13 protein-coding genes are annotated in these 18980 nt (G+C 75.8%); 4 read left to right on the top strand and 9 right to left on the bottom strand.

Features of this window, described 5'->3' with window-relative positions; all coding sequences use genetic code 11:
* Positions 1-26 precede the first annotated feature (26 nt).
* The 3 genes from ACI781_RS16395 to ACI781_RS16385 are packed head-to-tail and all read left to right on the top strand — an operon-like array spanning position 27 to position 2490.
* The gene (locus tag ACI781_RS16395) at positions 27-1652 is read left to right on the top strand and encodes an acyl-CoA carboxylase subunit beta (protein ID WP_456567190.1); all 1626 of its coding nucleotides are present in this window, start codon (positions 27-29) and stop codon (positions 1650-1652) included.
* Positions 1652-1885, top strand: coding sequence for an acyl-CoA carboxylase subunit epsilon (locus ACI781_RS16390; protein ID WP_456567189.1), 234 nt, complete (start codon positions 1652-1654; stop codon positions 1883-1885). The genes ACI781_RS16395 and ACI781_RS16390 overlap by 1 nt, the downstream gene beginning before the upstream one ends.
* Positions 1882-2490: a Maf family protein gene (locus tag ACI781_RS16385; RefSeq protein ID WP_456567188.1), complete on the top strand. Its 609-nt coding sequence runs from the start codon at positions 1882-1884 to the stop codon at positions 2488-2490. The genes ACI781_RS16390 and ACI781_RS16385 overlap by 4 nt, the downstream gene beginning before the upstream one ends.
* Here the strand turns inward: ACI781_RS16385 and ACI781_RS16380 are convergent.
* On the bottom strand, positions 2468-3199 hold the full coding sequence (locus ACI781_RS16380) for a class I SAM-dependent methyltransferase (RefSeq protein ID WP_456567187.1): 732 nt from the start codon (positions 3197-3199) through the stop codon (positions 2468-2470). The genes ACI781_RS16385 and ACI781_RS16380 overlap by 23 nt on opposite strands.
* Before the next feature lie 122 nt (positions 3200-3321).
* Between ACI781_RS16380 and ACI781_RS16375 the strand changes: the two genes are divergently transcribed.
* Positions 3322-5094, top strand: a complete 1773-nt coding sequence (locus ACI781_RS16375) for an acetyl/propionyl/methylcrotonyl-CoA carboxylase subunit alpha (protein WP_456567186.1) — start codon at positions 3322-3324, stop codon at positions 5092-5094.
* Positions 5095-5159: 65 nt separating this feature from the next.
* Here the strand turns inward: ACI781_RS16375 and ACI781_RS16370 are convergent, their stop codons facing one another.
* From ACI781_RS16370 to ACI781_RS16335, 8 genes are all read right to left on the bottom strand, one after another.
* The gene (locus tag ACI781_RS16370) at positions 5160-7715 is read right to left on the bottom strand and encodes a hypothetical protein (protein WP_456567185.1); all 2556 of its coding nucleotides are present in this window, start codon (positions 7713-7715) and stop codon (positions 5160-5162) included.
* A 57-nt stretch (positions 7716-7772) separates the two neighbouring features.
* Complete coding sequence (locus tag ACI781_RS16365; protein WP_456567184.1) at positions 7773-9446, bottom strand: reprolysin-like metallopeptidase; 1674 nt, start codon at positions 9444-9446, stop codon at positions 7773-7775.
* Positions 9447-9606: 160 nt separating this feature from the next.
* Positions 9607-11013 carry an NAD(P)H-quinone dehydrogenase gene (locus tag ACI781_RS16360; protein ID WP_456567183.1) on the bottom strand — a complete coding sequence of 469 codons (1407 nt, stop codon included), beginning with the start codon at positions 11011-11013 and terminating at the stop codon, positions 9607-9609.
* A gap of 131 nt (positions 11014-11144) precedes the next feature.
* Positions 11145-12134, bottom strand: coding sequence for a methylmalonyl Co-A mutase-associated GTPase MeaB (meaB, locus tag ACI781_RS16355; protein WP_456567182.1), 990 nt, complete (start codon positions 12132-12134; stop codon positions 11145-11147).
* 5 nt (positions 12135-12139) lie between these two features.
* The gene (gene scpA, locus ACI781_RS16350) at positions 12140-14359 is read right to left on the bottom strand and encodes a methylmalonyl-CoA mutase (RefSeq protein ID WP_456567181.1); all 2220 of its coding nucleotides are present in this window, start codon (positions 14357-14359) and stop codon (positions 12140-12142) included.
* Positions 14356-16287 carry a methylmalonyl-CoA mutase subunit beta gene (locus ACI781_RS16345; protein ID WP_456567180.1) on the bottom strand — a complete coding sequence of 644 codons (1932 nt, stop codon included), beginning with the start codon at positions 16285-16287 and terminating at the stop codon, positions 14356-14358. Before ACI781_RS16345 ends, scpA begins: the two co-directional genes overlap by 4 nt.
* A gap of 53 nt (positions 16288-16340) precedes the next feature.
* Positions 16341-17594, bottom strand: a complete 1254-nt coding sequence (locus ACI781_RS16340) for an amidohydrolase (protein WP_456567179.1) — start codon at positions 17592-17594, stop codon at positions 16341-16343.
* Entirely contained in the window at positions 17591-18808 is a 1218-nt protein-coding gene (locus ACI781_RS16335; protein ID WP_456567178.1) for a glutamate--cysteine ligase, read from the bottom strand. The genes ACI781_RS16340 and ACI781_RS16335 overlap by 4 nt, the downstream gene beginning before the upstream one ends.
* Between the last annotated feature and the right edge of the window lie 172 nt (positions 18809-18980).

Below are 18980 nucleotides of genomic sequence, written 5' to 3'. Positions count from 1 at the left end.
TTCCCGAGCAGAGCGAGGCAGGGTCTGTGAGCGCGGCTGAACTGGAGAGCGCGGGCGACAGCGTCCCGGGCGACGTCGACATCCACACGACCGCCGGCAAGCTGGCGGACTTCGAGCGGCGCGTCCAGGAGGCCACGCACGCCGGCTCCGAGCGGGCGGTGGCCAAGCAGCACGCGGCGGGGAAGATGACCGCCCGCGAGCGGATCGAGGCGCTGCTGGACCCGGGCTCGTTCACCGAGCTCGACGAGTTCGCCCGCCACCGGTCCACCAACTTCGGCATGGACGCCAAGCGCCCCTTCGGCGACGGCGTCGTCACCGGGTACGGCACCGTCGACGGCCGGCCGGTCTGCGTCTTCAGCCAGGACGTCACCGTCTTCGGCGGCAGCCTCGGCGAGGTCTACGGCGAGAAGATCGTGAAGGTGCTCGACCTCGCGATCCGCAACGGCTGCCCGGTCATCGGCATCAACGAGGGCGGCGGCGCGCGCATCCAGGAGGGCGTGGTCTCCCTCGGCCTCTACGGCGAGATCTTCCTGCGCAACGTGCACGCCTCCGGTGTCATCCCGCAGATCTCGCTGGTCATGGGTGCCGCCGCCGGCGGCCACGTCTACTCCCCCGCGCTGACCGACTTCATCGTGATGGTCGACCAGACCAGCCAGATGTTCATCACCGGTCCCGACGTGGTGAAGACCGTGACCGGCGAGGAGGTCACGCTCGAGGAGCTGGGCGGCGCCCGCACGCACAACACCCGCTCCGGCGTCGCGCACTACATGGGCGAGGACGAGAACGACGCCCTGGACTACGTGAAGGCGCTGCTGTCCTACCTGCCGAGCAACAACCTCGACCCGCTGCCGGTCGTCGAGGTCGGGCCGGTCGACGCCAGCCCCGAGGGCGTCACCGAGGAGGACCGGGAGCTCGACACCTTCATCCCGGACTCGGCGAACACCCCCTACGACATGCACACCGTCCTGGAGCACGTGCTCGACGACGGCGAGTTCCTCGAGGTGCAGCCGCTGTTCGCGCCGAACATCATCGTCGGGTTCGGCCGGGTCGAGGGCCGCCCGGTCGGCGTCGTGGCCAACCAGCCCACGCAGTTCGCCGGCACGCTGGACATCGACGCCAGCGAGAAGGCCGCCCGCTTCGTGCGGACCTGCGACGCGTTCAACGTGCCGGTGCTGACGTTCGTCGACGTGCCCGGCTTCCTGCCCGGCACCTCCCAGGAGTGGGAGGGGATCATCCGCCGCGGCGCCAAGCTCATCTACGCCTACGCCGAGGCGACCGTCCCCAAGATCACCGTCATCACCCGCAAGGCCTACGGCGGCGCGTACGACGTCATGGGCTCCAAGCACCTGGGCGCCGACCTCAACCTGGCGTGGCCGACCGCCCAGATCGCGGTCATGGGCGCACAGGGCGCGGTCAACATCCTGTACCGGCGCGAGCTCGCCGACGCCACGGAGCCCGATGCCCGCCGCGCCGAGCTGATCACCGAGTACGAGGACGCGCTGCTGTCGCCCTACATCGCGGCCGACCGCGGCTACGTCGACCAGGTGATCCGCCCCTCGGAGACCCGCATCGAGATCACCAAGGCGCTGCGGCTGCTGGCCAACAAGCGCCAGTCCCTGCCGCCGAAGAAGCACGGGAACATCCCGCTCTGATGGCGACCGAGGAGACGGAGCTGCCGCAGCGTCCGCTGCTGCGGGTCGTCCGCGGGGAGCCCACCGCCGAGGAGCTCGCCGCGCTGACCGTCGTCGTCGCGGCGCTGGCGCAGGGCGGCGCGCCGCGGCGCCGGCCGGCCCCGGTCGGCGCGTGGGCCTCCCCGGCGCACGGCCACCGCGCCCTCCCGCCGGTGGGCCCGGGCGGCTGGCGGGCCTCCGGGCGGCCGTCGTGAGCGACGTGCGCCGACTGGTGCTCGCGTCGGCGTCGCCCGCCCGGCTCGCGCTGCTGCGCCAGGCGGGGCTGCGTCCCGAGGTGGTGGTCAGCGGCGTGGACGAGTCGACGGTCACCGCGCCACGGGTCGCCGAGCGGGTGGCCCTGCTGGCCGCGGCCAAGGCCGGCGCCGTCTCCGAGCGGGAGACCGACGCGCTGGTCATCGGGGCGGACTCGCTGCTGGAGTTCCGCGGCCGGGCCATGGGCAAGCCGGCGGACGCGCAGGAGGCGCGCGACCGCTGGCAGCTCATGGGGGGGCGCTCCGGCGTCCTGCACACCGGCCAGGCGCTGCACGACGTGCGTGACGGCACGGTCGTCGGCCGCGACGTCGCGGTGGTCTCCACCACCGTGCACTTCGCCCGGCCGACGGCGGCGGAGCTGGAGGCCTACCTGGCCACCGGCGAGCCGCTGGCCGTCGCCGGTGCGTTCACCCTGGACGGGCTGGGCGCGTCGTTCGTCCGGCGGGTGGACGGCGACCCGGCCGCGGTCGTCGGCCTGTCCCTGGCGACCCTGCGCCGGCAGCTCGCCGCCCGGGACGTGACCGTCACCGACCTCTGGCAGCGCTGACCGGCCGGACCAGGTCGAGCACGGCCGCCCCGGCGAGCGGCCGGAACCACTCCGCGCGCCGCTCCAGCCGCTGCGCCCACGGCGGCAGCCGGTCCACCCCGCTGGGGACGAGGAACAGGTCGTCGCGGCCGCACACCGCCCACCCGGCGCGGCGGGCCCGGCGGCGGAAGTCCCCGACCGCGAACGTCCGCTCCCCCGGCGTCAGCACGTGGTACGCCCAGACGTAGGGGTGCAGGCGGTTGGGCTCCATGGCCCGCCACCGCCCCCCGGGTGCCACGGCCCGGTGCGCGGCGGTGACGACGGCGTCCAGGTCGGCCACGTGGTGCAGGGCGTCGACGCTGACCAGCAGGCCGACGGAACCGGGGTCCACCAGGTCGTCCAGCGACTCCGCCGTCCCCACCTCGAACCGGACCCCGGGCAGGGCCGCCGCGCGAGCGTGCTCGCGGGCGTGCCCGACGTAGCCGGGCAGCGGGTCCACGCCCAGGAAGGTCCGGTCCGGGCGCGCGGCCGCCAGCCCGCGCAGCAGCGTGCCGGTGCCGCAACCGATCTCCACCACCGGGCCGGGGGTCGCGTCGACGACGCCGAGGAAGTACTCGAGCCGGCGGCGGGCCATGTGTCCGGCCGCGCGGAGGTCGTCGTAGCCCGCCGGGTCCTCGTCGAAGCCGGCGTTGCACCGGGCCTGCCCGTCGGCCGAACCACGCTCCCGCACCCGGCGACCATACGGAGCACCGCCGGTCCGGGCACCCCTGGAGCGCGCGCGACGGACCTCGCCGGACGGGGCCGCCCGCCCGTGACTATTGTCCGATCGGTCCACGGAGAGGGAGTGCATCGGTGCAGAAGGTCCTGATCGCCAATCGCGGGGAGATCGCCGTCCGCGTCGCGCGCGCCTGCCGGGACGCCGGGCTCACCAGCGTCGCCGTCTACGCCGAGCCGGACCGGGACGCGCTGCACGTGCGGACCGCCGACGAGGCGTTCGCCCTCGGCGGGACGACCCCGGGCGACTCGTACCTGGTGATCGACAAGATCATCGACGCGGCGCGGCAGTCCGGCGCCGACGCGATCCACCCCGGCTACGGATTCCTGTCCGAGAACGCCGACTTCGCGCAGGCGGTGATCGACGCCGGCCTCACCTGGATCGGCCCGTCCCCGCAGTCGATCGTCGACCTCGGCGACAAGGTCGCCGCGCGGCACATCGCCACCCGCGCCGGAGCCCCCCTCGTGCCGGGCACCAAGGACCCGGTCGGCGGCGCCGACGAGGTCGTGGCCTTCGCCCGGGAGCACGGCCTGCCCGTCGCCATCAAGGCGGCGTTCGGCGGTGGCGGCCGCGGGCTGAAGGTCGCCCGCACCATCGAGGAGATCCCCGAGCTGTTCGACTCCGCCGTCCGCGAGGCCGTGTCGGCCTTCGGCCGCGGCGAGTGCTTCGTCGAGCGGTTCCTGGACAAGCCGCGGCACGTCGAGGCCCAGGTGCTCGCCGACACGCACGGCAACGTGATCGTCGTCGGCACCCGCGACTGCTCGCTGCAGCGGCGCAACCAGAAGCTGGTCGAGGAGGCACCGGCGCCGTTCCTGACCGACGAGCAGCGGGACCGGATCCACTCCTCGGCCAAGGCCATCTGCAAGGAGGCCGGCTACCACGGTGCCGGCACCGTCGAGTACCTCGTGGGCGCCGACGGCTCGATCTCCTTCCTCGAGGTCAACACCCGCCTGCAGGTCGAGCACCCGGTCAGCGAGGAGACCAGCGGCATCGACCTGGTCCGCCAGCAGTTCCGCATCGCCGAGGGCCTCCCCCTGGAGATCACCGAGGACCCGGCCCCGCGGGGGCACAGCATCGAGTTCCGGATCAACGCCGAGGACGCCGGCCGCAACTTCATGCCGGCCCCGGGGCCGGTGACCCGGCTGGAGATCCCGCAGGGTCCCGGCGTGCGCTGGGACTCCGGTGTCGAGACCGGCGGCGAGGTCGCGGGCGCGTTCGACTCGATGCTCGCCAAGCTGATCGTCACCGGCGCCACCCGCGCCGAGGCCCTGCAGCGGGCCGCCCGCGCGCTGGACGAGCTCGTCGTCGAGGGGATGCCGACGGTCATCCCGTTCCACCGCGCCGTCGTCCGCGACGAGGCGTTCACCAGCGAGCCGTTCACCGTGCACACGCGGTGGATCGAGACCGAGTGGGACAACCAGGTCCCGCCGTACTCGGCCGCGCCCGTCGCGGGTGAGGAGCCCGGGGAGCGGCAGACCGTGGTCGTCGAGGTCGGCGGCCGCCGGCTCGAGGTCTCCCTCCCCGCGGGCCTGGCGGCCGGCGGCGGCGCGGGCGGCAACGGCGCGGCGGCCGGCGGCGGCGCGCGGCCCCGCAAGCGCGGTGGCGGGCACGGCGGCTCCGCGGCCTCGGGCGACAGCCTCGCCTCGCCGATGCAGGGCACGATCGTGAAGGTCGCCGTCGAGGACGGCGCCACGGTGGCGGCCGGTGACCTCGTCGTCGTCCTCGAGGCGATGAAGATGGAGCAGCCGATCACCGCCCACAAGGCCGGCACGGTCACGGGCCTGGCCGCCGAGGTCGGCGCCACGGTCACCAGCGGCGCGGTCATCTGCACGATCGCCGACAGCGAGTAGTCGGCCTGGCGAGGGGCCCGTACCACGACAGGTGGTCCGGGCCCCTCGCCGTCAGCGACAGCGCGTCACGCGGCCGACAGCCGCCCGCCCTGGAAGTCCTGGTAGCAGCCGGTTCCGCAGGAGAGCGGGCGGACCGGATATCCCATCGGCCCGTTCTCCCAACCCTGCGCGGCCCACCGGTCCCTGACGACCCCAGAGACGGCCCAGGCCCCCGTCGCCGGCGACCAGTACACCGACCCGCCCTGGAAGTGCTGGAAACACCCGCCGCCGCGCAGCCCGCACACCGTGTCGGTGACCGGGTAGCCCAGACCGCCACCCTCCCACCCCTGCGCCGCCCACCGATCCCGCACCGGACCGGACACCACCCGCGCCCCCGCCGCCGGCGACCAGTACACCGAGCCGCCCTGGAAGTGCTGGAAACACCCGCCGCCACGCAGCCCGCACACCGTGTCGGTGACCGGGTAGCCCAGACCGCCACCCTCCCACCCCTGCGCCGCCCACCGATGGCGGGTCACGAACGCCACCAGCCGCGCTCCCGTGCCAGGAGAGGAGTACACCGACCCGCCCTGGAAGTGCTGGAAACACCCGCCGCCGCGCAGCCCGCACACCGTGTCGGTGACCGGGTAACCCAGACCGCCACCCTCCCACCCCTGCGCCGCCCACCGATCCCGCACCGGACCGGACACCACCCGCGCCCCCGCCGCCGGCGACCAGTACACCGAGCCGCCCTGGAAGTGCTGGAAACACCCGCCGTCCCGCAGCCCGCACAGCGTGTCGGTGACCGGGTAGCCCAGACCGCCACCCTCCCACCCCTGCGCCGCCCACCGATCCCGCACCGGACCGGACACCACCCGCGCCCCCGCCGCCGGCGACCAGTACACCGACCCGCCCTGGAAGTGCTGGAAACACCCGCCGTCCCGCAGCCCGCACACCGTGTCGGTGACCGGGTAGCCCAGACCGCCACCCTCCCACCCCTGCGCCGCCCACCGATCCCGCACCGGACCGGACACCACCCGCGCCCCCGTCGCCGGCGACCAGTACACCGACCCGCCCTGGAAGTGCTGGAAACACCCGCCGCCGCGCAGCCCGCACTGCTCGCCCTCGACTGCGGACCCCAGCCGACCGGTCGCGCCACCGAGCTCCTGGTACCGCACGGCGATCGGCGTGGACCCCGGGTCGTCGGCGGCCGTGTGCACCGCGACCGTCGCGCCGGAAGCCGTCGCCCCGGTGACGTCGAGGACCAGCGCTCCGTTGGCCAGGGTCATCCGGCCGCCCACCGGCAGCACGGACTGCGCGTCCGACGTCCACCCCGCGACCGGGGACGACGTGCCGTCGAGCAGCAGCGAGGTGTCGCTCGCGGGGCCGGGGCCGTCGACGTGCACGAGCACCCCGGGGTCGAACGGCCAGCCCTGCGCCGGGTCGAGCCAGGCGTCCTGGCCGACGGCGGCGCGGTACTCCACCCAGTAGCGGGTGCTGCCGGCGGTCAGCTCGAGCACGCGCAGCCCGGCTCGGGTGCCCATCGGGGAGAGCGTGTACGTGCCGCCCGGCGAGCTCGACGCGAGGGTCTGGCGCGCGGGCGCGGGGAGGAACCCCAGGCGCGCGGCGTGCGCCGCGTTGAGCGAGCCGACCTCCGACCAGGACCCGCCCATCACGTCGTAGAGGTCGGCGTAGGGGTCCGTCTGGCAGCTGCCCGACTCCGGAGTGGCGTCGCACCTCTTCACCGACGCGTGTCCCAGGCCGAAGTTGTGACCCAGCTCGTGTGCCATCACGGACGTGTCGACGTCCCGCACGTAGAGGAGTCCGCCGCTCGCGGGCGAGGCGCCCAACTGCGCCAGCCCGTACGCGCACGAGGGCATGCCGGCCGGGTAGCCGGGCACGTAGAGCAGCAGGTGCCTGCCCGGTCCCGGGGTCCAGCCGACCTTGCCGGCGACGTCGGACCAGAGGGCCCCTGCCGAGCCGCAGCCGACGGTCGACGTCACCCACCCGGTACCGGCAGCCGCGGCGTGGATGCGCACGGCGCCGTTGCTCTGCGTCTCCCAGAAGTCGGCGACCGGCCCGTTGAGCCGGTCGATGACGGCCTGCGCGGTGGTGGTGTCCCGCGTCAGCCCGGCGGGGACGGTCAGGACGACGGTGACCTCGTTGGTGTACGGCGCGCTGGCCGGCGCGACCGGGTCGGGCTCGGGCGGGGCCACGACGGTGGCGGAGACGACGTCGTGCACCGGCTCGGCGGCCCGCGGCGCCCCCGGGTCGGCGGGCAGCTCGGCGCCGAGGGTGACCTCGACCGTGGCACCCACCGGCACGTCGTCGACGTCGGCCGGGTCCACCCGGACGCTGCTGCCGTCGTCGTCGGTCACCCAGGTGAGCAGGGCGCCGTCCGCGTGCTCGGCGGCGTCGTCGTGGTCTGCGTACTCGGCCCAGGCCTGGGTGAGTTCACCGACGACGACGTCCCCGGAGGCGGCGGTCGCGCCGGCCGGGTCGGGCTCCTCCGCCCGGGCACTGCCGGTGGCCGCGGCGATCGGCAGGAGGGCCGCCACGGCGGCGAGCGCGAACGACCGCGCGCGCAGGAGGCGGGGGACGAGGGGCACGGGCTTCTCCAGGTCGAGGGACACCGCCCAGGTCATCGGCCCCCCCGGGACCGGACTGAACGCAGGCGCAGCAGATCCACCCGAGCGGGCGGGTCAGCGGCGGGCGGTCCGCAGCCGGACCACGCCACGCCAGGCGGCCAGCACGGTGCCGGTCACGAGGAGGCCGGCCAGCAGCGGCAGCAGCCACGTCGTCGAGGTGCTGCGCGACAGCGGCGCCAGCGCGGGGGCCGGGTCGACGGCGCCGGCGGCCGTGCCGGGGACGGCGACCGGCGCCGGCCGGGACGCGGCGGCGGACGCGTCCGCGGGGGCCGCGGCAGCGTCGGCACCGCTGCCCGCCGTCGTCCCGCCCGTGCCGCGGCCGCCGGGGAGCACCGCCGGTGCACGACCGCCGGCGGACGGGACCGGGGGGACCGCCACGGGGCGGGCGGCGGGCAGGACGACGAGCGTCGCCTCGGCGTCCGTCACGGCCTGCACGGTGACGGTGAACGAGCCGCCGCCGACGGGCACCGGCACCCCCGGGGGGAGGGCGGTCTGCAGGTCGGCGTCCCAGCCGGCCGCGGGGCCCGGCGTGCCGTCGAGCAGCAGCGCGGTGTCGGGAGCCGCGCCCGCCCGGTGCAGCAGCACCCCGGCGTCGAGCCCGAAGCGGTTGGGTGCGCCGGCCAGCCAGGCGTCCTGGCCGGTGGCGGCCCGGTACTCCAGCCAGTAGTCGCTGCCGTCGGGCGTGGTCAGCCGCACCGCGCGGGTGCCGGCGGTGCCCGACAGCGGGGCGAGCGCCACGGTCGCCGCGGCGTCACCGACGGCGAGGGTCCGCCGGGCCGAGGCGGGGAGCACCCCGAGGGAGGCGGCCTGCGCGGCGTTCAGCGAGCCGAGGTGCTCCCAGGAGGCACCCATGACGTCGTAGTAGTCGCGGTAGCCGGCGGTGCGGCAGGACCCGGTCTCCACCGCTCCGTCGCACTGGTGGGCCGAGGAGTGCCCGAGGCCCAGGTTGTGGCCGAGCTCGTGGGCGATGAGCGCGGGCAGGGTCGAGCGGACGTAGACCGACCCGCCGGCGCCGGGGCCGGTGCCGACCTGGCCGAGGGCGACCGGGCAGCCGGAGGAGTCCGGGGCCGCGAGGTAGACCAGCAGGTGCCGGCCGGGTCCGGGCACGAACCCGGCGGCCGCGGCGGCCTCGTCCCACAGCCGGGCGGGGTCCTCGCAGCCCACCGTGGCCTGCACCCAGCCGGGCACGGCGGCGGCGACGCCGAAGCGCACCAGCCCGCCGGTCTGGCCGGCGAAGAAGGGGCCGACGACGCCGTCGACGGCGGAGGTGAGCGCCGACAGGGGCGTGCCGTCCGCGGTCCCCCCGGCCGGCACCACCCGGACGACGGTGACCGCGTTGGCCGGCGTGGGCGCGGCGACCTCCGCGGCGGCGACGACCGCGCCGTCCACCACCGGGCGCGCCTCGCCGGCCGCGGCGTCGTCGTCCCCGCCGAGGGTCACCGCGACGGTGGCGCCGACCGGCAGGTCGGGGACGTCCCCGGTGCGCAGCGGCACGGTGTCGCCGGCGTCGGTGCGCACCCAGGTCAGCGGCTCGTCGGCGTGCCCCTCGGCCACGTCCTCACCGGCCGGCGCCTCCTCCGGCCAGGCCCGGACGAGCTCGCCGACGACGGTGTCGCCACCGGGCTCGTCGGCGTGCGCGGTGCCGCCGAGCGCGAGCGGGGACACCAGCGCGGCGGCGGCGAGCAGCAGCGCGGGCAGGCGGCGGCCGGCGGCGGGGACGGGAGACATCCCCTGCTCCATCGGCGGCCCGCGCGCGCGTCGGCACCGGATCGGCGCTGTTGAGCCGAACCCGCCGTCACAGCCGGCGCACGGTCCCCGCACGTCCCACCGGCCCCGCGGCAGGAGTCAGCCGTGCGCACAGGAGTGACGGGAGGGACCGGGCCCTCCTCTAGGCGAGGGCGTCGGCGCCCATCAGCCGCCGGCCCGCCTCGGTGATCGAGCCCGACAGCGACGGGTAGATCGCGAACGTCTGCGCCAGGTCCGAGACGGTCAGCCCCTTGGTCACCGCCAGCGCGATCGGCAGCACCAGCTCCGACGCCCCGGGCGCGACGACGACGCCGCCCACGACCACGCCGGTGGACGTCCGCGCGAACAGCTTGACGAAGCCGTCCTGCAGGTCGGCCATCTTCGCGCGCGCGTTGGTGGCCAGCGGTAGCCGGACGACGTCCAGCGGCATGCCCTCGGGGAACGACCCCTCCTGGACGCCGACGGTGGCGATCTCCGGGTGGGTGAACACGTTGGCCGCCACGGTCTTGAGCCGGATCGGCTGCACCGCCTCGCCGAGGGCGTGCCACATCGCGATGCGGCCCTGCATGGCGGCGACGCTGGCCAGCTGGAAGACGCCGGTGACGTCGCCGGCGGCGTAGATGCCGGGCACCGACGTCCGCGAGACACGGTCGACGACGACGTGCCCGCTGTCGCCCAGCCGCACGCCGCACCGCTCCAGGTTCAGCCCGGCGGTGTTGGGCACGGTGCCGACGGTCATCAGCGCGTGCGAGCCCTCGACGGTGCGCCCGTCGGTGAGCGTGACGAGCACGCCCTTCTCGGTGCGCTCGACGGTCGCCGCCCGCCCGCGCTGGGCGATCCGGCCGCCGCGGGACTGGAAGACCTGCTCGAGGACCTCGGCGGCGTCGGCGTCCTCCCCGGGCAGCACCCGGTCGCGGGAGGAGACGAGCGTGACGGGCACGCCGGCCTCGAGGTAGCCGGAGGCGAACTCCGCGCCGGTGACGCCGGAGCCGACGACGACGAGGTGCTCGGGCATCTCCTCGAGGTCGTACACGTCGCGCCAGTCCAGGATCCGCTCGTGGTCGGGCTCGGCCCCGGGCAGGACGCGGGGGTCGGCGCCGGTGGCGATCAGGACGACGTCGCACTCGAGCACCTCGACGACGGCGCCGTCGCGGTCCAGGACCTCCACGCGGTGCTCGACCAGGCCGCGGACGTCGTCGGCCAGCCGCCCCTGCCCCGCGAGGACCCGCACGCCCTCGGCGGTGAGCCGGGCGTGGATGTCGGCCGACTGCGCGACCGCCAGGCCCTTCACCCGGTGGTTGACCGCGGCGAGGTCCATGCCGGCGGTGCGCAGGTCGCTGCCCTGGACGCCGAGGGCGATCGAGTCGCGGACGCTGGTCATGGCGCCGGCGGAGGCGATGAACGCCTTGGAGGGCACGCAGTCGGTGAGAACGCTGGCGCCGCCGACGCCGTCGCGCTCGACGACGGTGACCTCCGCGCCGAGCGAGGCGCCGACGAGCGCGGCCTCGTAGCCGGCCGGGCCGCCGCCGATGATCACGATGCGGGTCATGGGGATGCTCCTGTGCGCTGGCCGGGCGTGCCCGGGGGCCGTCTCGGCGCCATTGTCCCCGCTGCGGACCGCCACCGCCGGGACGTGCCCGGTCGGGCACGCCACACGTCCGCGGGTGCCGCCCCGGGGGCTCAGGCCCCGGGCGCGGCCAGGAAGAGGGCGAGCAGCTCCTGCGCGGCCAGCGCCGGGGTGACCTCCCCGGCCAGCACTGCCCGCTCCAGCTCCGGCGCCCGCGAGCGGACGGCGGGGTGGTCGCGCAGCCGGTGCTCCAGGCCGCCGCGCACCAGCTGCCAGGTCCAGCGCACCTGCTGGCTGCGCCGCCGCTCGTCGAACGCGCCGGAGGCCCGGGCCCGGTCCTGGTGCTCGACCAGCTTCGCCCACACCACGTCCAGGCCCTCGCCGGTGAGCCCGGCGCAGGTGAGGACGGGCACGTCCCAGTCCTCGCCGTGCCCACGCAACATCCGGATGGCACCGGCCAGCTCCCGGGCGGCCCGGCGGGCGTCGGCGGCGCCGGGCCCGTCGGCCTTGTTGACCGCGATGACGTCGGCGATCTCGAGGATGCCGCGCTTGATGCCCTGCAGCTGGTCGCCGGTGCGGGCCAGCGTCAGGAACAGGAAGGAGTCGACCATCTCGGCGACGGTCACCTCCGACTGCCCGACCCCGACGGTCTCCACCAGGACGACGTCGTAGCCGGCGGCTTCCACCACCACCATCGACTCGCGGGTGGCCTGAGCGACCCCGCCGAGGGTGCCGGCGGTCGGCGAGGGGCGCACGAAGGCGTGCGGGTCGACCGACAGCCGGGCCATGCGCGTCTTGTCGCCGAGGATCGACCCGCCCGAGCGCGCCGAGGACGGGTCGACGGCGAGCACCGCCACCGTGGACCCGGCGGCGGTCAGCGTGCTGCCGAGCTGGTCGATGAAGGTCGACTTGCCGACACCGGGCACGCCGCTGATGCCCACCCGCCGGGCTCCCCCGGCGTGCGGCAGGAGCTCGACCAGCAGGTCCTGGGCGCGCTCGCGGTGGTCGGCCCGCCGCGACTCGACCAGGGTGATGGCGCGCGCCATCGACCGCCGGTCGCCGCGGAGGACCCCCTCGACGAGCGCCGGGACGTCGGTGCCCAAGACGCTCAGTGGCCGAGCCGGGCGGACAGCGTGCGCAGCAGGTCCTGGGCGGCCTCGGCGATGACCGTGCCGGGCAGGAACACCGCGGCGGCGCCCATCTCCTGGAGCGTCGGCACGTCGTCGGGCGGGATGACCCCGCCGACCACGATGACGACGTCGTCCGCCCCGAGCTCGACCAGCGCCTCCTTCAGCGCCGGCACGAGCGTGAGGTGACCGGCGGCCAGCGAGGAGACGCCGACGACGTGCACGTCGGCCTCCACCGCCTGCCGGGCGACCTCCTCGGGCGTGGAGAACAGCGGGCCCACGTCGACGTCGAAGCCGAGGTCGGCGAAGGCGGTCGCGATGACCTTCTGGCCGCGGTCGTGGCCGTCCTGGCCCATCTTCGCCACGAGGATGCGCGGGCGGCGGCCCTCGGCCTCCTCGAAGGCCGCGGCCATGCGGCGGGTCTCCTCCACCGGGCCGGAACTCCCTGCTTCGTCGCGGTACACACCGGAGATGGTGCGGATCTGCGCCTGGTGCCGCCCGTAGACGGCCTCCAGCGCGTCGGAGATCTCCCCCACCGTGGCCTTCGCGCGGGCGGCGTCGATCGAGAGCTTGAGCAGGTTGGTGTCCAGCTCGTTGCCGCGGCGCCCCTCGGCGGCGGCGCGGGCGGCGTCGGTCAGCGCCGACAGCGCCGCCCGGGTCGCGGACTCGTCCCGCTCGGCCCGCAGCCGCTCGAGCTTCGCGGTCTGCTCGGCCAGCACCTGGGCGTTGTCCACGCGCAGGACCTCGATGGCCTCGTCGGCGTCCACCCGGTACTTGTTCACGCCGATGACCGGCTGCCGGCCGGAGTCGATGCGCGCCTGCGTGCGGGCGGCGGCCTCCTCGATGCGCATCTTCGGGATGCCGTCGTCGATGGCCCGCGCCATGCCGCCGTGCTCGCGGACCTCCTCGATGTGCGCCCACGCGCGACGGGCCAGGTCGTAGGTCAGCTTCTCCACGTACGCGGACCCGCCCCACGGGTCGGCGACCCGGGTGGTGCCCGACTCCTGCTGCAGCAGCAGCTGGGTGTTGCGGGCGATGCGGGCGGAGAAGTCGGTGGGCAGCGCCAGCGCCTCGTCCAGGGCGTTGGTGTGCAGCGACTGCGTGTGCCCCTGGGTGGCGGCCATCGCCTCCAGGCAGGTGCGGACGACGTTGTTGTAGACGTCCTGCGCGGTCAGCGACCAGCCCGAGGTCTGCGAGTGGGTGCGCAGCGACAGCGACTTCGGGTTGGTGCCGCCGGCCTGCTTGACGAGCTTGGCCCACAGCAGGCGCCCGGCCCGCATCTTGGCGACCTCCATGAAGAAGTTCATGCCGATCGCCCAGAAGAAGCTCAGCCGCGGGGCGAACGTGTCGACGTCCATCCCGGCGTCCCGGCCGGCCTTCAGGTACTCCACGCCGTCGGCCAGCGTGTAGGCCAGCTCCAGGTCGGCGGTCGCCCCGGCCTCCTGGATGTGGTAGCCGGAGATCGAGATGGAGTTGAACCGCGGCATGCGTTGCGCGGTGAACGCGAAGATGTCGCTGATGATCTGCAGCGACGGCGCGGGCGGGTAGATGTAGGTGTTGCGGACCATGAACTCCTTGAGGATGTCGTTCTGGATGGTCCCGGCGAGCTGCTCCGGCGCCACCCCCTGCTCCTCGGCGGCGACGACGTAGAGCGCCAGCACCGGCAGCACCGCGCCGTTCATGGTCATCGAGACGCTCATCCGGTCCAGCGGGATGCCGTCGAACAGCTGCCGCATGTCCAGGATCGAGTCGATCGCGACACCGGCCATGCCGACGTCGCCGCGCACCCGCGGGTGGTCGGAGTCGTAGCCGCGGTGGGTGGCCAGGTCGAAGGCGACCGACAGGCCCTTCTGCCCGGCCGCCAGGTTGCGCCGGTAGAACGCGTTGGACTCCGCGGCGGTGGAGAAGCCGGCGTACTGGCGGACCGTCCACGGCTGGGTCGTGTACATCGTCGGGTAGGGCCCGCGCAGGAACGGCGGGAGACCCGGGAAGGTCGACAGGAAGTCGACCCCGGCCAGGTCGGCCGGGGTGAACAGCGGCGGGACGGCGATGCCCTCGGGGGTGTGCCAGGTGGCCTCGGCGACGCTGCGGCCGGTGACCTCCTCGTAGCGCTTCGCCCAGGCTGCGTGATCGGACCCGCCCACCCCCTGCGCGGCCGGCCGGCCGAGCTCCGCGGAACCGAAGTCGGGGATGGCGGTCATGCCTGGACTCCCAGCTGCTCGTGGACGGTGCGCAGCGCCTGCAGCGCGTCGCACCCGGCGTACACGTACCCGTCGACGCCGTCGACGTCCAGCGACGGCCTGCCGGCCAGCCACACCGCGGTGGCCCCGGCGGCCCGCAGGTCGGCGGCGAGGGCCGCCGCGGACCCGGCGTAGTCCTTGTCGGTGCCGCAGATGCAGGCCACCGTCGTCCCGGCGCCGGCGAGGCCGGAGGCGCCGTCGGCGGCCGGGGTCTCCGCGCCGCCGGCCTGGAACAGGTTGGCGGCGAAGGACGCGCGGGCGGTGTGCCGGGCCTCGGGGCCGATGGTGGCGAGGTAGACCCGCGGGCGGGTCGCGGCCGCGTCGGCGCGGTCGCGGAGCTCCTCGAAGTCCTGCGCGGCGCGCACCCGCGGGAGCCCGCCCGGCCCGGCCGGGAGCACCTGCGCGGCCGGTGGGCGCTGCGGCAGCCGCTCGGTGAGGTTCGGGAACTCGCTGACGCCGGTGATGGCGTCGGAGCGCGTCGCCAGCCGCGTGCGCCGCTCCTCCCAGGCCGCGGCCAGCCGGTCGCGCACCAGACCGTCGGCCAGCGCGCGGACGACGCCGCCGGCCCGCTCGATCTCGGTGAACCACGCCCACGCGGCCTGCGCCAGCTCCTCGGTGAGCGACTCGACGTACCAGGAGCCGCCCGCCGGGTCGATCACGCGGGCCAGCGAGCCCTCCTCGACGAGCAGGCTCTGGGTGTTGCGGGCGATCCGGCGGGAGAACGCGTCGGGCAGGCCGAGCGCGGCGTCGAAGGGCTGCACGGTGACGACGTCGGCCCCGCCCACGCCCGCGGCGAAGCAGGCGACCGTCGTCCGCAGCATGTTCACCCACGGGTCGCGGCGGGTGGTCATCACCGAGGAGGTGACGGCGTGCTGGCGCTGGGCCCGGGCCTCGGGCGAGGCACCGGACAGCTCCCCGACCCGGTCCCAGAGCCGGCGGGCGGCCCGGAGCGCGGCGATGGTCGTGAACTGGTCGGCGGTGGCCGCGTAGCGGAACTCGAGCTGGCCGAACGCCTCGTCGACGCCCAGCCCGGCGTCGGTCAGCGCGCGCAGGTAGGCCGCGCCCGAGGCCAGCGAGAGGCCGAGCTCCTCGACGGCACCGGCGCCGGCGTCGTGGAAGACGGTGCCGTCGACCACGACGGTGCGCAGCCCGGGGTGGGCCTGCGCGCGGCGGGCCACGTCGGCCAGGCCGGCGAGGTCCTGCTCCTCCCCCGTCGCCGCCTGGACGCCGATCGGGTCCAGCCCCAGGGAGCCGCCGGGGGCCAGGGCCGGCGCGGTGTCGTCCCGGCCCTCGACGAGGGCGAGGAACGCCTCCGCCGCCGCGGGGCCGCCCTGCACCGTGACCGGCGCGAGGTCGAGGTAGACGTCGGCGAGCACCGCGGCCAGGGAGTCCACCGGCACCGCGCCGTCGCCGAGCACCAGCCACAGCGAGGAGACGCCGTTCTCCAGGTCCGCGGCGACCGCCTCGCGGGTGGCGGCGACGTCGGGGTCGGCGTGCCGCTGCCGGACGTCCCAGCCGCCGGGCACGTCGCCGTCCGCACCGCCCGCGGCGGTCTCCCCCGCCGCCCCGGCGCGGGAGCCGCGCACGAACGGCGGGACGCCGGGCACGCCCACCGCGGTGGGCAGGTCCCCGGCGTCCTCGGCGGTGTAGAGCGGGGCCACGTCGACGCCGGTGGCGACGGTGCGGCGCAGCGCGTCCTCGGCGTGCTCGGGCAGGTCGTCGCGGCCCGCCTTGCGCAGCACCCCGGCGACGAGGTCGCGCCACTGCTCGCGGGTGGCGGCCGGGAACTCGCCGGCGAGGACGAGGTCCTCGGGGACGGCGTGCTCGGCCGGGACGTGCTCGTCGACCGGGGTGGCGTCCGCCGGGGCGGGCTGTGCGGGGGAACTCATCGTCGGGCTCCGGTGCTCGTGGGCCGCCGCGGCGGCGGTGCGCTGGGCTTTTTCTACCGGCGTTCGCGCGGTGCGGGACGGCCGGGGGCCGGGGACCGCCCCTCCGAGGGGGTGCCGGCGTCGGCGACCAGGGCGTGCAGCGCGGTCCGCGCCAGCAGCCGGACCCCGACGCCGATGGCGCGCTCGTCGACGTCGAAGGTGCCGCGGTGCAGGTCCAGCGGGGGGCCGCCGCCGTGCGTGCCGAGCCGGGCGAGCGCGATCGGCAGCACGTCGGCGTACCAGCCGAAGTCCTCGCCCCCCATGCTCTGCGGCGTCGGGCGGACGCCGTCGGGACCGACCGTGTCCAGGGCCGCCGCCCGCAGCAGCGCGACCGCGCGCGGGTCGTTGACCACCGGCGGCACGCCCCGCACGTAGTCGACCTCCACGCCGGCACCGGTGGCGGCCACGACCCGCGCGACCAGCGTGCGCAGCAGGTCCTCGGCCGACTGCCAGGCCTCGCGGTCCAGCACCCGCACCGTGCCGCGCAGCCTCCCGCGCTGCGGGATCGCGTTGGCCGCCACCCCGGCCTCGACCGCGCCCCACACGACCGACATGCCCGAGCGCGGGTCGACCTGGCGGGACAGCAGCCCCGGGAGGTCGGTGATCACCCGGCCGAGGGCGTCGACCAGGTCGACGGTGAGCTGCGGTCGCGCGGTGTGGCCGCCGGGCCCGGTGAGGACGACGTCGATGCGGTCGCAGGCGGCGGTGATCGCACCGGTCCGCAGCCCCACCGTGCCGACCGGGATCGCCGGGTCGCAGTGCACGGCGAAGGCCCGGGACGCCCCGTCGAGCACGCCGGCCGCGACCACACCCGTCGCTCCCCCGGGCACGGTCTCCTCCGCGGGCTGGAACACGCAGCGGACCGTGCCGGGCAGGTCGTCCAGCGCCCCCAGCGCGAGCGCGGCACCGAGGACGACCGTCGTGTGCACGTCGTGCCCGCAGGCGTGGCACATGCCGTCGCGGGTGGAGGCGTAGGGGACGTCCTTGAGGTCGGGCAGGGGCAGCGCGTCGATGTCGCCGCGGAGGACGACGACCGGCCCGTCCCCGCCCCGGCCGACGTCGACCACGAGCCCGGTGCCGGTGGGCAGCCGCTCGGGCGACAGGCCGGCCTCGCGGAGCTTCCGCTCGACGAAGGAGGTGGTCTCGAACTCGGCGTAGGCCAGCTCCGGGTGGGCGTGCAGGTGGCGGCGGACGGCCACCAGCTGCTGCGCGTGCGCCGCCGTCCACCCGTCGACCGCGGCCCCGGCCCGCTCGACGAGCGCCGTCATGCCGCCGATCCCGGCCCGCAGGTCGGGTCACCCGTCGGCGGGGCGGGCCGGTCGGCGGGGGGCCAGGGCTCCGGCAGCCGGGCGCCGAGACCGTCGCGCCGCTCGACGGCGAGGGAGTCGACGACGGCCCGCAGGTCGCCGCCGTGCGCGGCGGCGACCGCCCGCTGCCGCTGGTAGGAGGCGCCGGCGGCCAGCACGCGCTCGAGGTCGGCGAGCTGCTCGGCGCAGTCCAGCCGGCGGGCGGTGGGCTCCAGCTCCTCGGCGAGGTCCAGCAGCGCCTGCCGCACCGGCCGGACGGTGCCCTTGTCGTCGACGACGATGTCGGCGTCCAGGCCGTGGCGGGCCGCCCGCCACTTGTTCTCCCGCAGCACCCAGCTGGCGGGGGTGGGCAGCGTGTAGCCGCGGTCGAGCTGGGTGTCGAACTGCTCGACCAGGCACTGGGACAGCGCGGCGACGACGCCGATCTCGTCGAGGGTCGGCAACCCGTCGCAGATCCGCAGCTCCACGGTGCCGAAGTCCGGGTGCGGGCGGATGTCCCACCACACCTCGCGGACGCTCTCGATGGCCGAGGTGGAGATCAGCGTCTCCATGTACGTCTCGAACTCCGGCCAGCCGGAGAGCTGGTAGGGCAGCCCCGCCGTCGGCATCGCCTCGAACACCTTGCTGCGCGCCGACGCCAGACCGGTGTCGCAGCCGACCCAGTACGGGGAGGACGCCGACAGCGCCAGGAAGTGCGGCACGTACTGGGTGAGCGCGTTGACGATCGGCACGGCCTTCTCCGGCGCGCGGACACCGACGTGCACGTGGACGCCGAAGATCTGCAGCCGGCGGGCCAGCCACTGCATCTTCTCGACCAGCTGGAGGTAGCGCTCCTTGGGGGAGATCAGCTGGGTCTGCCAGTCGGTGAACGGGTGCGTGCCGGCGCACACGAGGTCCAGCCCGCGCCGGTCCGCGGCGGCCGCCACCTCGGCCACGGTGCCCGCGAGGTCGGCCGTCGCCTCGGCCACCGTGGTGCACACCCCGGTGATGACCTCGACGGTCGACTGCAGCAGCTCGTGCTTGGCCTTGGCCGGCTCCTCGGCGTCCTCGGGCGTCAGCTCGGCCAGGATCTCGACGGCGCCGGCGGTCAGCTCGCGGGTCCGGCGGTCGACGAGCATGAGCTCCCACTCGACGCCGAGACTGGCGCGCTCGGACGAGTTGAAGGGGATCTGCACCCCCCGGAGCGTACGGATGATCGTGCTGGTCCACCCGTCGAGGACGTCCGCGGGGACGCCGCCGGGCACGCTCACCGGGGGGGGGGGGGGGGGGGGGGGGGGGGGGGGGGGGGGGGGGGGGGGGGGGGGGGGGGGGGGGGGGGGGGGGGGGGGGGGGGGGGGGGGGGGGGGG

Source organism: Blastococcus sp. SYSU D00695 (genome assembly GCF_054050555.1).
This window is presented reverse-complemented; position numbering and strand designations above follow the sequence as displayed.

Bases quoted from the DNA above. Each gene is read 5' to 3' on its own strand.
- ACI781_RS16390 (WP_456567189.1), top strand. From the start codon at position 1,652: ATGGCGACCGAGGAGACGGAGCTGCCGCAGCGTCCGCTGCTGCGGGTC.
- ACI781_RS16370 (WP_456567185.1), bottom strand. From the start codon at position 7,715: ATGACCTGGGCGGTGTCCCTCGACCTGGAGAAGCCCGTGCCCCTCGTC.
- ACI781_RS16365 (WP_456567184.1), bottom strand. From the start codon at position 9,446: ATGTCTCCCGTCCCCGCCGCCGGCCGCCGCCTGCCCGCGCTGCTGCTC.
- ACI781_RS16360 (WP_456567183.1), bottom strand. From the start codon at position 11,013: ATGACCCGCATCGTGATCATCGGCGGCGGCCCGGCCGGCTACGAGGCC.
- scpA (WP_456567181.1), bottom strand. From the start codon at position 14,359: ATGACCGCCATCCCCGACTTCGGTTCCGCGGAGCTCGGCCGGCCGGCC.
- ACI781_RS16345 (WP_456567180.1), bottom strand. From the start codon at position 16,287: ATGAGTTCCCCCGCACAGCCCGCCCCGGCGGACGCCACCCCGGTCGAC.
- ACI781_RS16340 (WP_456567179.1), bottom strand. From the start codon at position 17,594: ATGACGGCGCTCGTCGAGCGGGCCGGGGCCGCGGTCGACGGGTGGACG.